The following is a 13,010-nucleotide window of genomic DNA, read 5'->3' on the forward strand; positions in this document are numbered from 1 at the left end:
CGCGAAGCCATCCGGCCCCGCCCGCACCCTGCATTCAGCTTTTCGGGATCACTTGTGCGAATGGGAATGATAGGATTGCAGCGGCCTGACTTCAAGGCTGCGCGTTCCGGACTCCACGATCGCGCGCGCCGCCTCGATGCTGGCGGAGGCGGTGGTGAAATAGGGAATGCGCCCCGACAGCGCCGCGGCGCGGATCGGCTGCGAGTCCTTCAGGCTCTGCCAGCCCTCGGTGGTGTTGACGATCAGCGCGATGCCGCCGTCCTTGATCCGGTCGACGATGTGCGGTCGGCCTTGCGCCACCTTGTTGATCCGCTCGACCGCCAGCCCCGCGCGCGCAAGGTGATCCGCGGTGCCGCCGGTGGCGACGATCCGGAAGCCGGCGCCGATCAACTGCTCCGCCGCGCCGAGGATGCCGCGCTTGTCGCCATCCTTCACGCTGATGAAGACGGCGCCCTCGGTCGGCAGCACGGTGCCCGCGCCGAGCTGTGCCTTGGCGAAGGCGGTGGTGAAATCGTCCGCGATCCCCATCACTTCGCCGGTGGACTTCATCTCGGGTGAGAGAACCGGATCGACGCCGGGGAATTTGGCGAAGGGGAACACCGCCTCCTTCACCGCGAAATAATCGATGTGCCGGTCGATCGCGGGCAGGTCGGCGAGCTTCTCGCCCGCCATCACCCGCGCGGCGATCTTGGCGACGGGCGCGCCGATCGCCTTGGCGACGAAGGGCACCGTGCGGCTGGCCCGCGGGTTCACCTCGATCAGATAGACCAGCCCGTCCTTCACCGCGAACTGGATGTTCATCAGCCCGACCACCGACAGCGCATGCGCCAGCGCCACCGTCTGCCGCTCGATCTCGGCGACGATCTCCGCCGACAGCGAATAGGGCGGGATCGAACAGGCGCTGTCGCCCGAATGGACGCCCGCCTCCTCGATATGCTGGAGGATGCCGGCGACGACCACATCGGTGCCGTCGCTGATCGCATCCACGTCCACCTCGGTCGCGTCGCGCAGATACTGGTCGATCAGCACGGGCGATTCGCCCGACACCTGCACCGCGGTAGCGATGTAATCATCGAGCTGCGCCGGGCCGTCGACGATCTCCATCGCCCGGCCGCCCAGCACATAGCTCGGGCGCATCAACACCGGATAGCCGATGCGCTCGGCCGCGGCGATCGCCTCGTCGCGGCTGCGCGCCAGGCCGTTCGCGGGCTGGCGAAGGCCCAGCTTGTTGACCAAGGCCGCGAACCGCTCGCGATCCTCCGCCAGATCGATCGCATCCGGGCTGGTGCCGAGGATCGGGATCCCCGCAGCCTCGAGCGCGCGCGCCAGGTTGAGCGGTGTCTGGCCGCCGAACTGCACGATCACGCCCGCCAGCGTTCCCGCCTGCTGCTCGACATGCAGGATCTCGAGCACGTCCTCGGCGGTCAGCGGTTCGAAATAGAGCCGGTCGGACGTGTCGTAATCGGTGCTCACCGTCTCCGGGTTGCAGTTGACCATGATCGTCTCGTAGCCCGCGTCCGCGAGCGCGAAACAGGCGTGGCAGCAGCAATAGTCGAATTCGATGCCCTGCCCGATCCGGTTCGGCCCGCCGCCCAGGATCACGACCTTCTTGCGGTCGGTCGGCATGCTCTCATTCTCGGGCTCGCCGAAGCTCGGCGCCTCGTAGGTCGAGTACATATAGGGCGTCTTCGCGTCGAACTCGGCGGCGCAGGTGTCGATCCGCTTGAAGACGGGGCGCACGCCCAGCCGGTGGCGCAACGCGCGCACCTCGGCCTCGGTCACGCCGCCGGTCATCGCGACCACCGCGTCGTGGATCAGCCCGGACCCACGCGCGATCCCGCGGGCGTTGCCGCGCAGATTGGCCGATTTCAACGCGAGATAGGCGAGCCGCTTGTCGCTAAACCCCATCGACTTGAGACGCCGCAAGCCGGCGGCTTCGATCGGCAGGCCCTCACGGCACACCACCGCCTCGGCCTCGACGATCTCGGCGATGCGTTCGAGAAACCAGGGATCGTATTTCGCGATACGGTTGATCTCGGCGACGGTGAAGCCCTCGCGCAACGCTTGCGCCGCCACCAGCAGCCGATCGGGCGTGGCGCGAGCGAGCGCCGCCTCGATCTCCGCGCGCGGCGCGCCTACGAGCGCATCGACCTGGTTGAAGCCCGACAGCCCCGTCTCCAGCCCGCGCAACGCCTTTTGCAGCGATTCGTGGATGTTGCGGCCGATCGCCATCACCTCGCCGACTGACTTCATCGCGGTGCCCAGATTGGGCGACGCCCCCTTGAACTTCTCGAACGCGAAGCGCGGGATCTTGGTGACGACGTAATCGATCGTCGGCTCGAAGCTGGCGGGCGTGGCACCGGTGATGTCGTTCTCGATCTCGTCGAGCGTGTAGCCGACCGCCAGCTTGGCCGCGACCTTGGCGATCGGAAAGCCCGTCGCCTTGGACGCCAGCGCCGAGGAGCGCGAGACGCGCGGGTTCATCTCGATGACGACCAGCCGCCCGTCCTGCGGTTTCACCGCGAACTGGACGTTCGAGCCGCCCGTCTCCACACCGATTTCGCGCAAGACCGCGATCGATGCGTTGCGCATGATCTGATATTCCTTGTCGGTCAGCGTCAGCGCCGGCGCGACGGTGATCGAATCGCCGGTGTGGACGCCCATCGGATCGATATTCTCGATCGAGCAGATGATGATGGCGTTGTCCGCACGGTCGCGGACCACCTCCATCTCATATTCCTTCCAGCCGAGCAGCGATTCCTCGATCAGCACCTCGGTGGTCGGCGACAGATCGAGCCCGCGCCGGACGATCTCGACGAACTCCTCGCGGTTGTACGCGATGCCGCCACCCGACCCGCCCATGGTGAAGCTCGGGCGGATGATCGAGGGCAGCCCGGTGACCTCCAGGCCCGCGAGCGCCTCCTCCACGGTATGCGCGATCGCCGAGCGCGCGCTTTCGAGCCCGATCCGGTCCATCGCGTCGCGGAACTTCAGGCGATCCTCCGCCATGTCGATCGCGTCGGCATCGGCGCCGATCATCTGGACGCCGTATTTCTCCAGCGTGCCGTCGCGGAACAGCGCGAGCGCGGTGTTGAGCGCGGTCTGCCCGCCCATCGTCGGCAGCACCGCATCCGGCCGCTCCTTCGCGATGATCGCGGCGACGACCTCGGGCGTGATCGGCTCGACATAGGTCGCGTCGGCCAGCTCGGGATCGGTCATGATCGTGGCGGGGTTGGAGTTGACGAGGACGATGCGATAGCCCTCCTCCTTCAACGCCTTGATCGCCTGCGTGCCCGAATAATCGAACTCGCACGCCTGCCCGATGACGATGGGTCCTGCGCCGATGACGAGGATGGAGGAGATGTCGGTGCGTTTGGGCATTAGAAATTCTCAAATGGCTGCGCCGCGCGGGCGATTATGCGAATGGGGCCGCAATGAGAGCCAATTTCGCGAATGTTCTTGGGCGCGACGTGATGAGTAACGATAAGTGTCGAACTGTCTTGCCAAGCCAAGTCAACCTTAGCTTCGCCATCAGCCCAGAATGCCATGCAACTTAACAGCGGTTCGTCGCTAACATTCCAGGAATGCTTTAACCAAACAAGACGTTCGAAGCCGCTAAGCGCTCCGCCGTCGTCAAACTGAACACGTGCTTCGTGCCATCCATCTGGCGATTTGACTCGTTCATAAACGTTGCGCTTCGCTCCCAAAGCCAGTGCTGCTCCCAACGCAAAACCCATGCCGATGGGTGTCAGCACGATAACTAATGCTACGCAGCCTAAAATCGCGAAGGCAGCGCGCCAGTTTTTCACCCCAGCATCCCCACAAACCGCTCGAACAGATACAGACTATCCTGCGGCCCCGGGCTGGCCTCCGGGTGATATTGCACGCTGAACGCCGGACGATCCGTCAGCTCCAGCCCCGCATTGCTCCCGTCGAACAGCGACACATGGGTCTCGCGCACGTTCGCCGGCAGCGAGTCGCGCTCGACCGCGAAGCCGTGGTTCATGCTGGTGATCTCGACCGCGCCGTCGGACAGGCGCTTGACCGGGTGGTTGGCGCCGCGGTGCCCCTGGAACATCTTGGTCGTGCGCGCGCCGACCGCAAGGCCGAGCAACTGGTGGCCGAGGCAGATGCCGAACAGCGGCTTGCCCGTCTCCAGCAACTGGCGGATGACGGGGACGGCATATTCGCCGGTCGCGGCGGGATCGCCGGGGCCGTTCGACAGGAAGATGCCGTCGGGTGCGAACGCCATGACCTGATCGAAGCTCGCGGTCGCTGGCACCACCGTCACGCGCGCGCCGGCAAGCGCCAGGTTGCGGAAGATGTTGCGCTTGGAGCCGTAATCGATCGCGACGACATGAGGTTTGGCGACGCCGGACTTCTCGACTTCGCTCGAAGCGAACGGAAGGGAAGTGGATTGCCCACCATCATGTCCGTTCGTGTCGAGCGCAGTCGAGACACCCTCGCCATAACCGAAGCCCAGCCGCCACACCCCGCCATCCCAGCCATAATGCGTCTCGGTCGACACCTCCCTGGCCAGGTCCATGCCCTCCAGCCCCGGCCAGGCCTGCGCCATGTTCAGCAGGAAGGGGATGTCGAACGATCCCGCCGCCGAATGCGCGATCACGCCGTTGGGGGCGCCGCCGCCCCGGATCCGCCGGGTGAGCGCGCGCGTGTCGATGCCCGACAGGCCGATCCGCGCATGGCGCTTCATCCAGCCGTCCAGCCGCTCGACCGCGCGGAACGAGGAGGGCGCGGTCACGTCCTCGCGCACGATCATGCCGAGCGCGTGGGGGGCGTCGGCCTCCACATCGTCGGGGTTCGCGCCGACATTGCCGATATGCGGGAAGGTGAAGGTGATGACCTGCCCGGCGAACGACGGATCGGTCATGATCTCCTGATAGCCCGTCATCGCGGTGTGGAAGCACACTTCGCCCACCGCCTGCCCTTCCGCGCCGAAGCCGCGCCCCCACACCACCTCGCCGCTCGCGAGGACGAGAACGCCGGTCGCGCCCTCGGGCTGGGGCGTGGCGGGCACGGGTGTCGGCGTGGCGTCGGCCATGGTCAGGCGGGCACTCTCTTGGCTGTCGATGTCGCTAAGCCGCAGCCGCTAAGGCCGCAGGTCGGCAGCGTCAATCTGTTAAACCGGGCCACCCTCGTCTATGATCCTCGCCGATCCCGGAACGCACGGGCGAACAACACGAAAGCCGACATCATGATTCGCGACGACATCAAGGCCGCGCAACTGGCCGCCATGAAAGCCGGCGACAAGGACACCCGCGGCGCGGTCAGCCTGATCCAGGCCGCGATCAAGAATCGCGACATCGAGGCGCGCACCGGCAAGGCGCCCACCGACGACGACGCGCTGATCGTCGAGGTGCTGCAGAAGATGGTGAAGCAGCGCCGCGAATCGATCGACATGTATGTGAAAGGCGACCGTCCCGAACTCGCCGAGGCCGAGGCGAAGGAGGTGGCGGTGATCGAACGCTTTCTCCCGAAAACGCTGAGCGACGATGAGACGCGCGCCGCGATCGAGACGATCAAGGCCGATCTGGGTGCCGCGGGCATGAAGGACATGGGCCGCGTGATGGCCGAGCTGAAGGCGCGGCATGCGAGCGTGCTGGACATGAGCAAGGCGAGCGGGCTGGTGAAGGCGGCGTTGGGGTAAGGCGGGGCGAACGCGGGAGCGAGCCCACGTCCGCACCCCTCCGTTCGTTTCGAGCGAAGTCGAGAAACCGGCTCCACGGCACGCGGCGGCTCGACGGCGCACGCGGCGAAGGTTAGGGTCCGCCATGACCTTCTGGACGTATATGCTGCGCTGTTCGGACGGTCGCTACTATACCGGGCACACCGACAATCTCGAGCGGCGTATCGGCCAGCACCAGGCCGGCGGATGCTGCGCGTTCACGTCCACACGGCGACCGGTCGTGCTGGTATGGAGCGAGTATTTTGGCTCCCGGCTCGAAGCGCTGGAGGCCGAGCGGATCGTCGGCGGCTGGTCGCGCGGCAAGAAGGAAGCGTTGATCGCGGGCAATTGGTCGATGCTGTCCCATCTCGCCCGCCCTCCCAGGGAGAGGGGTTTCTCGACTGCGCTCGAAACGAACGGCGTGGGACAGGCCAGCTATCCACCGCCGTCGGGATCGGGCGAACGCGAAGACTTTGTAGCATGACCCTCACCCCCCAATTTCTCGACGAACTGCGCGCGCGCACCTCGCTCACCGCGCTGATCGGCAAGTCGGTCAAGCTCACCAAGGCCGGGCGCGAGCATCGCGGATGTTGCCCGTTCCACAACGAGAAGACGCCCAGCTTCTACGTCAACGACGACAAGGGCTTCTATCACTGCTTCGGCTGCTCGGCGCATGGGGATGCGATCCGGTGGATGACCGATCAGCGCGGGCTGCCGTTCATGGATGCGGTGAAGGAGCTGGCGCAGGCGGCCGGACTCGACATGCCCGCGATGGACCCGCGCGCCGCGCAGAAGGCGGAACGCGCCAAGGGGCTGCACGAGGCGTGCGGCGATGCGGCCTCGTGGTTCGCCGAGCAGCTGGGCGGGATCGCCGGCACCGAGGCGCGCGCGCTGCTCGACCGGCGCGGGATCTCGGCCGAGACGGCGCGCGCGTTCGGCATGGGCTTTTCGCCCGACAGCCGCGGCAAGCTGCGCGCGGCGCTGAAGGAGTATGGCGACCCGATGCTGGTCGAGGCCGGGCTGCTGATCCAGGTGGACGGCAAGGAGCCGTACGATCGGTTCCGCGGCCGGCTGATGATCCCGATCCGCGATCCGCGCGGGCGCACCATCGCGTTCGGGGGGCGCGTGCTGGACGGCGGCGAGCCGAAATATCTGAACTCGCCCGACACCCCGCTCTTCGACAAGGGGCGCACGCTCTACAATCTCGATCGCGCCGCCCCCGCCGTGCGCAAGGCCGGGCGCGTGCTGGTGGTCGAGGGCTATATGGACGTCATCGCGTTGGCGCAGGGCGGCTTTCCCGAAGCCGTGGCCCCGCTCGGCACCGCGCTGACGGAGGCGCAACTGGAGCGGCTGTGGCGGCTGGTGGACGTGCCGATCCTCTGCCTCGACGGGGACAGCGCGGGGCAGAAGGCCGCGTTGAGAGCGGCGCACCGCGCGCTGCCGATGCTGGCGCCGGGGCGCAGCCTCGCCTTCGCCACACTGCCACAGGGACAGGATCCCGACGACCTGATCCGCGCCCGCGGGCCCGCCGCGTTCGAGGCGCTGCTCCGCGCGACCGAGCCGCTGGTCGAGCGGCTGTGGGCGAGCGAGCTTCAGGCCGAAGCGCTCGACACGCCCGAGCAGCGCGCGGGATTACGGCGACGGCTCGACGAGCTGGCCGCCACGATCGCCGATCCGTCGGTGCGGCAGGAATATCAGGCCGAGTTCAAGCGCCGCTGCTACGCGCAGTTCGCCCCCAAGCGCGCGCCCTTCGTGCCCCGCGGCGAGCGGCCGAAGGGCGGATGGAAACCGCCGCTCGCCCCCGTCACGGCCGATGCCAAGGCATTCCGTACGGCGGGGATCGACCGCGTGCTGGCCAAAGCGGTGCTGGCGGGCCTGATCCGCCATCCCGCCGAGATCGCGCGGCACATGGAGGTGCTGGGCTCGCTGCGGCTGGCGGACGGCGCGCTCGGGCGGCTGTTCGAGGCCGTGGTCGACGTGGCGCTCGAAGATCGGGCGCTTGATAGCGGGCGGCTGCTCACCATATTGGCCAGATCCGGTTTCGATACGGTCGCTACTGATTTGTTGAGAGCCGATACGATGCCCTATTCGTTCACGCAGAAGTCGGCCGATCCGGTTCGCATCCAGGCCGATCTCGACGAGGCGATCGCCATTTTGGTGGCGCGCCCCGAAGTGGATGCGGCGCTGGAGGATGCGACCGCGCAGATGCAGTCGCGGTTCACGACCGAAGCGTTCGAACGGCAAGTGGCATTGGTGATGGAAAAACAGGCGTTGGACGTGCGGCTTGCAAATCTCGTGCAAGCGAACGAAGACGCCCGAGCGTTGGGCACCGAGGGCGATTGATGGCGAAGGCGATTGCGGCGGATACCGCCGAGACGAACGAGACGGGCGATGCCCCGCTGATCGACATGAACGACGCTTCGATCAAGAAGCTGATCGCGCGTGCCAAGAAGCGCGGCTACATCACCTATGAGCAGCTGAACGAAGGCCTGCCGCAGGACCAGATGACCTCGGATCAGCTCGAGGACGTGATGTCCGCGCTGAACGAGATGGGCATCAACATCGTCGAGAACGAGGATGCCGGCGAGGATGGCGATGCCGAGCCGCAGAAGGACGACGAGGAAGAGGTCGAATCGGTCGATGCCGAGGCCGATACCGGCCCTGTGCCGGAAAAGAAGAAAGAGACGGTCGATCGCACCGACGATCCCGTCCGGATGTACCTGCGCGAGATGGGCGCGGTCGAGCTGCTCAGCCGCGAGGGCGAGATCGCGATCGCCAAGCGGATCGAGGCCGGCCGCGACACGATGATCCTCGGCCTGTGCGAATCGCCGATCACCTTCAACGCGATCATCGACTGGTCGACCGCGCTGAACGAAGGCACGATGCAGCTGCGCGAGATCATGGATCTCGATGCGATGCTGTCCAAGGATCCCGCCCCCGACGCGCTGGCCGAGGACGAGGAAGGCGACGGCGAAATTTCCGAGAAGAACGCCGGCCCGTCGTTCAAGGAAGAGGCCGAGCCCGAAGAGCCGTCGGTGGATGAGGACGAGGATGGCGAGCGCCGCACGCCGCGTGCCTCCGACGACGAGGAGGAGGACAACACCCTGAGCCTCGCTCAGATGGAAGAGCAGCTGAAGCCGATCGCGCTCGAGCGGTTCGCGAGCATCACCGCGCTCTACAAGAAATTCTCCAAGGTGCAGCAGAGTCGGCTCGACGCCATGGCGGCGGGCGGTGAACTGTCCGCTGCCGACGAGCGCAAATATCACAAGCTGCGCGAAGAGCTGACGGCCGAGGTGGAGAGCGTGCAATTCCACAACGCCAAGATCGAGTATCTGGTCGATCAGCTCTATGCCTATAACCGCCGCCTGACCGCGCTCGGCGGGCAGATGCTGCGCCTGGCCGAACGCCACAAGGTGAACCGCAAGGATTTCCTCGATCGCTATCTCGGCCACGAGCTGGACGAGCATTGGATTGCGGGGCTCGGCAAGCTCGACAAGAAATGGACCGCCTTCGCCACCGCCGAGGGCGACGCCGTCGACCGGATCCGGGGCGAGATCGCCGACATCGCGCAGCAGACCGGCATGGCGCTCGGCGAGTTCCGCCGGATCGTCAACATGGTCCAGAAGGGCGAGCGCGAGGCGCGGATCGCCAAGAAGGAGATGGTCGAGGCGAACCTGCGCCTCGTCATCTCGATCGCCAAGAAATACACCAATCGCGGATTGCAGTTCCTGGATCTGATCCAGGAGGGCAATATCGGCCTGATGAAGGCCGTCGATAAGTTCGAATACCGCCGCGGCTACAAGTTCAGCACCTATGCCACCTGGTGGATCCGCCAGGCGATCACGCGCTCGATCGCGGATCAGGCGCGGACGATCCGCATCCCGGTGCACATGATCGAGACAATCAACAAGCTGGTCCGAACCAGCCGCCAGTTCCTCCACGAGCAGGGCCGCGAGCCCACGCCCGAGGAAATGGCGGAGCGCCTCTCGATGCCGCTCGAGAAGGTCCGCAAGGTGATGAAGATCGCCAAGGAGCCGATCAGCCTCGAGACGCCGATCGGCGACGAGGAGGATTCGCATCTGGGCGACTTCATCGAGGACAAGAACGCGATCATCCCGGTGGATGCCGCGATCCAGGCGAACCTCAAGGAGACCGTCACCCGCGTGCTGGCCTCGCTCACCCCGCGCGAGGAGCGCGTGCTGCGCATGCGCTTCGGGATCGGGATGAACACCGATCACACGCTGGAAGAGGTCGGCCAGCAATTCTCGGTCACGCGCGAGCGCATCCGCCAGATCGAGGCCAAGGCGCTGCGCAAGCTGAAGCACCCGTCGCGCAGCCGCAAGATGCGCAGCTTCCTCGATCAATGATGCCATCGGCCGGGGTTCGCACCCCGGCCGTTTCACCCATGACCAGCCGCCTCTTACTCACGCTCGCGCTGCTCGGCGTGGCCGCAGCACCCCCCGCCAATCGGCCGCAGCCGGGGATCGTCCGGGTACGGCTCGACACGTCGGCGGGGCCGATCGTCCTCGCGCTCGACGCAAAACGGGCGCCGCGCACCACCGCCAATTTCCTCGCCTATGTCGATGACGGGCGGCTGGACGATACGCTCTTCTACCGCGCGACGCGGGGCAAGGCCAATCCCCGCACCGGCTTCATCCAGGGCGGGATCGGCACCGACGCCAAGCGCATCCTGCCCTCCTTCCCGTTCGAATCGACCACGCAGACGGGCATCCGCCATCTCGACGCCACCGTCTCGATGGCGCGGGGCGCCTCGCCCGATTCGGCGGGCGGCAATTTCGTGCTGACCGTCGGCCCCGCCCCCGCGATGGACGCGCGCGCGCCCGCGCTCGGCTATGCCGCGTTCGGGCATGTGGTGGACGGCATGGCCGTCGTGAAGCGCATCCTCGCGCTGCCGACCGGCGGCGGCATGGACGAGTTCAAGGGTCAGATGATCCTCCGCCCCGTAACCATCGTGCGCGCGGTGCGGCTGGACGGCGTCGCCAGGCCCACGGGCGGCCCCAAGGTGTGGCTGCTGCTCAAGGGCATCCGGTAACACACAGTACCCCGGCGAAGGCCGGGGCCCAGTTGGGAAGGCCTTGGCAACAACGCGGGCTGCCCGTCACCAGACGCGTTCCCTGGGCCCCGGCCTTCGCCGGAGAACGGCACGAAAAAAGGGCGCGGAGACCATCGCCTCCGCGCCCTTCGTTCCGTCATGCGACCGGGATCACTCCGCGGCGGCGACGCCCTTGGCAGGGCGCGTGTCGCGGCGCTCGGCGATACGTGCCGACTTGCCGGTGCGGCCACGCAGATAATAGAGCTTGGCGCGACGCACCGCACCCTTGCGAACCACTTCGATAGAATCGACGTTGGGCGAATAGAGCGGGAAAACGCGCTCGACACCCTCGCCGAAGCTGATCTTGCGCACGGTGAAGTTGCTGCCCATGCCCTTGTTCGAGCGCGCGATGCACACGCCCTCGTAATTCTGGACGCGGGTGCGCTCGCCTTCGACGACCTTCACGCCGACCTTCAGCGTATCGCCGGGGCGGAAATCGGGGATCGTCTTGCCTTCGAGGAACTTGGCGATCTGCTCGGCTTCGAGCGTCTGGATCAGATTCATGTCTCGTCCTTCGTTCGCCGCGCGCCAGAGGGCGGCTGGACCCGAACGCCCTCGTGGCGCTCCCAAAGGTCCGGCCGCCTTAGCCGTGTATCGGTCTCGGCCATGGCCTTGCGCCATGCCGCGATCCTCGCATGATCCCCCGATCGCAGCACTTCGGGGATCGTGCGCCCTTCCCACATCTGCGGTCGGGTATAATGCGGATATTCGAGGAGGCCGCTTTCGAAGCTTTCCTCGTCCCCGCTGGAAGCCGCGCCCATTACCCCGGGAAGCAGCCGGATGCAAGCATCGAGCAGGACGAGCGCGGCCATCTCGCCGCCCGACAACACATAGTCGCCGATCGACACCTCTTCGATGGCGCGCGCCTCGAACAACCGCTGGTCGAACCCCTCGAATCGGCCGCACAGCAGCGTGACGCCCGGCCCCGCCGCCAGCGCCCGGACGCGCGCCTGCGTCAGCGGGTGCCCGCGCGGCGTCATCGCCAGCACGGGGCGGCCGGGCGCCTGCGCGTCGATCGCGGCGGCCACCACATCGGCGCGCAGCACCATGCCCGCGCCGCCGCCCGCGGGCGTGTCGTCCACCGAGCGGTGCCGGTCGGTCGCGTAATCGCGGATGTTGACCGGATCGAGCGACCAGCGCCCCTCCCCCAGCGCGCGCCCGGCGAGCGACTGGCCCAAGGGGCCCGGAAACATGTCGGGATAGAGGGTGAGGACGGTGGCGGCGAAGGTCATGGCCGCATGCCAGACCACCCCGCCCACGCGCGCGCAAGCGGAACCCTTCCCCGCGCTCCGCGCTTCGTCGTCATGGACGATTGCATCATCATCGGTGGCGGCCCCGCCGGCCAGACCGCAGCGATCTATCTCGCGCGCTTCCATCTCCGTGTGCGGCTGATCGACTCAGGGGACAGCCGCGCCGCGCTGATCCCCTGCACGCGCAACCATGCCGGCTTTCCCGACGGCATCTCCGGCACCGACCTGCTGGAGCGGATGCGTGCGCAGGCGGCGCGCTACGGCGTCGATCATGAGGCGGCGACGGTCGACCGGCTGGAAGTCGCAGATGACGGCTTCGCGGTCGGCATCGGTGATCGCACGCTGAACGCACGCACCGTGCTGATCGCCACCGGCGTGGTGAACCGGCGGCCGCGGATGGACGACGCGCTCCACGATGCGGCGCTGGCGCGCGGGCTGATCCGCTACTGCCCGATCTGCGACGGTTACGAGGTGACCGACAAGCGCGTGGGCGTGATCGGCACCGGCGCGCATGGCATGCGCGAGGCGCTGTTCCTGCGCGGCTATACGCGCGACGTGACGCTGATCGCACCGGGCGCCGCGCACGACCTGGACGCGAGCTGCGAGGCCAAGCTCGACGAAGCGGGCATCGTCCATGTCGATGGCCCGTGCGAGCGACTCGCCATCGACGGCGACCGGCTGGCGATCGAGACCGCCGCCGGCCCGATGACGTTCGACAGCGTCTATCCCGCGCTCGGCTCCGACATCCGCTCCGAACTGGCTGTCGCGGCAGGCGCGCGGCACAATGGCGAGGGCTGCCTGGAGGTGGACGACCACCAGCGGACGTCGATCCCAGGCCTGTTCGCCGCCGGCGACGTGGTGAAGGGGCTGGACCAGATCAGCCACGCCATGGGCGAGGCGGGCGTGGCCGCCACCACCATCCGCAACCTGCTCGCCGAACGCCGGCCGCTCTGGCGCTGAT

The 13,010-nt window shown here is 67.1% G+C and carries 11 protein-coding genes; 6 read left to right on the forward strand and 5 right to left on the reverse strand.

Going from position 1 to position 13,010, the window contains the following annotated elements:
- Nucleotides 1–48: 48 nt before the first annotated feature.
- From carB to carA, 3 genes are read right to left on the reverse strand one after another with little or no spacing between them, the layout of a single operon-like run.
- On the reverse strand, nucleotides 49–3,381 hold the full coding sequence (gene carB, locus OXQ95_RS05055) for a carbamoyl-phosphate synthase large subunit (RefSeq protein WP_267380321.1): 3,333 nt from the start codon (nucleotides 3,379–3,381) through the stop codon (nucleotides 49–51).
- Nucleotides 3,381–3,809, reverse strand: a complete 429-nt coding sequence (locus tag OXQ95_RS05060; protein WP_267380323.1) for a hypothetical protein — start codon at nucleotides 3,807–3,809, stop codon at nucleotides 3,381–3,383. The genes carB and OXQ95_RS05060 overlap by 1 nt, the downstream gene beginning before the upstream one ends.
- Complete coding sequence (carA, locus tag OXQ95_RS05065; protein WP_267380325.1) at nucleotides 3,806–5,062, reverse strand: glutamine-hydrolyzing carbamoyl-phosphate synthase small subunit; 1,257 nt, start codon at nucleotides 5,060–5,062, stop codon at nucleotides 3,806–3,808. Before carA ends, OXQ95_RS05060 begins: the two co-directional genes overlap by 4 nt.
- 153 nt (nucleotides 5,063–5,215) lie before the next feature.
- Between carA and OXQ95_RS05070 the strand changes: the two genes are divergently transcribed.
- From OXQ95_RS05070 to OXQ95_RS05090, 5 genes are all read left to right on the forward strand, one after another.
- Nucleotides 5,216–5,668: a GatB/YqeY domain-containing protein gene (locus OXQ95_RS05070; RefSeq protein ID WP_242095608.1), complete on the forward strand. Its 453-nt coding sequence runs from the start codon at nucleotides 5,216–5,218 to the stop codon at nucleotides 5,666–5,668.
- Nucleotides 5,669–5,792: 124 nt separating this feature from the next.
- Nucleotides 5,793–6,170 (forward strand): GIY-YIG nuclease family protein, encoded by a 378-nt coding sequence (locus tag OXQ95_RS05075; protein ID WP_267380328.1) that lies wholly within the window; start codon nucleotides 5,793–5,795, stop codon nucleotides 6,168–6,170.
- Nucleotides 6,167–8,029 (forward strand): DNA primase, encoded by a 1,863-nt coding sequence (dnaG, locus tag OXQ95_RS05080; RefSeq protein WP_267380330.1) that lies wholly within the window; start codon nucleotides 6,167–6,169, stop codon nucleotides 8,027–8,029. Before OXQ95_RS05075 ends, dnaG begins: the two co-directional genes overlap by 4 nt.
- Entirely contained in the window at nucleotides 8,029–10,053 is a 2,025-nt protein-coding gene (gene rpoD, locus OXQ95_RS05085; protein WP_242095605.1) for an RNA polymerase sigma factor RpoD, read from the forward strand. Before dnaG ends, rpoD begins: the two co-directional genes overlap by 1 nt.
- A 38-nt stretch (nucleotides 10,054–10,091) precedes the next feature.
- Entirely contained in the window at nucleotides 10,092–10,739 is a 648-nt protein-coding gene (locus OXQ95_RS05090; protein ID WP_267380331.1) for a peptidylprolyl isomerase, read from the forward strand.
- Between the two features lie 171 nt (nucleotides 10,740–10,910).
- Here the strand turns inward: OXQ95_RS05090 and rplS are convergent, their stop codons facing one another.
- Entirely contained in the window at nucleotides 10,911–11,303 is a 393-nt protein-coding gene (gene rplS, locus OXQ95_RS05095) for a 50S ribosomal protein L19 (protein ID WP_242095603.1), read from the reverse strand.
- Complete coding sequence (gene trmD / locus OXQ95_RS05100) at nucleotides 11,300–12,031, reverse strand: tRNA (guanosine(37)-N1)-methyltransferase TrmD (RefSeq protein ID WP_242095602.1); 732 nt, start codon at nucleotides 12,029–12,031, stop codon at nucleotides 11,300–11,302. Before trmD ends, rplS begins: the two co-directional genes overlap by 4 nt.
- Nucleotides 12,032–12,103: 72 nt before the next feature.
- On the opposite strand from trmD, the gene OXQ95_RS05105 reads away from it, so the two are divergent.
- Nucleotides 12,104–13,009, forward strand: coding sequence for an NAD(P)/FAD-dependent oxidoreductase (locus tag OXQ95_RS05105; protein WP_267380334.1), 906 nt, complete (start codon nucleotides 12,104–12,106; stop codon nucleotides 13,007–13,009).
- Nucleotide 13,010: the final 1 nt, after the last annotated feature.

It is taken from the genome of Sphingomonas sp. GC_Shp_6 (assembly GCF_026540835.1).
Lineage (GTDB): Bacteria > Pseudomonadota > Alphaproteobacteria > Sphingomonadales > Sphingomonadaceae > Sphingomonas.

Excerpts from the sequence above, each read along its gene's own strand:
- rpoD (WP_242095605.1), top strand. The coding sequence starts at position 8,029 with ATGGCGAAGGCGATTGCGGCGGATACCGCCGAGACGAACGAGACGGGC.
- OXQ95_RS05105 (WP_267380334.1), top strand. The coding sequence starts at position 12,104 with ATGGACGATTGCATCATCATCGGTGGCGGCCCCGCCGGCCAGACCGCA.
- dnaG (WP_267380330.1), top strand. The coding sequence starts at position 6,167 with ATGACCCTCACCCCCCAATTTCTCGACGAACTGCGCGCGCGCACCTCG.
- carB (WP_267380321.1), bottom strand. The coding sequence starts at position 3,381 with ATGCCCAAACGCACCGACATCTCCTCCATCCTCGTCATCGGCGCAGGA.
- carA (WP_267380325.1), bottom strand. The coding sequence starts at position 5,062 with ATGGCCGACGCCACGCCGACACCCGTGCCCGCCACGCCCCAGCCCGAG.
- OXQ95_RS05075 (WP_267380328.1), top strand. The coding sequence starts at position 5,793 with ATGACCTTCTGGACGTATATGCTGCGCTGTTCGGACGGTCGCTACTAT.
- OXQ95_RS05070 (WP_242095608.1), top strand. The coding sequence starts at position 5,216 with ATGATTCGCGACGACATCAAGGCCGCGCAACTGGCCGCCATGAAAGCC.
- rplS (WP_242095603.1), bottom strand. The coding sequence starts at position 11,303 with ATGAATCTGATCCAGACGCTCGAAGCCGAGCAGATCGCCAAGTTCCTC.
- OXQ95_RS05090 (WP_267380331.1), top strand. The coding sequence starts at position 10,092 with ATGACCAGCCGCCTCTTACTCACGCTCGCGCTGCTCGGCGTGGCCGCA.
- trmD (WP_242095602.1), bottom strand. The coding sequence starts at position 12,031 with ATGACCTTCGCCGCCACCGTCCTCACCCTCTATCCCGACATGTTTCCG.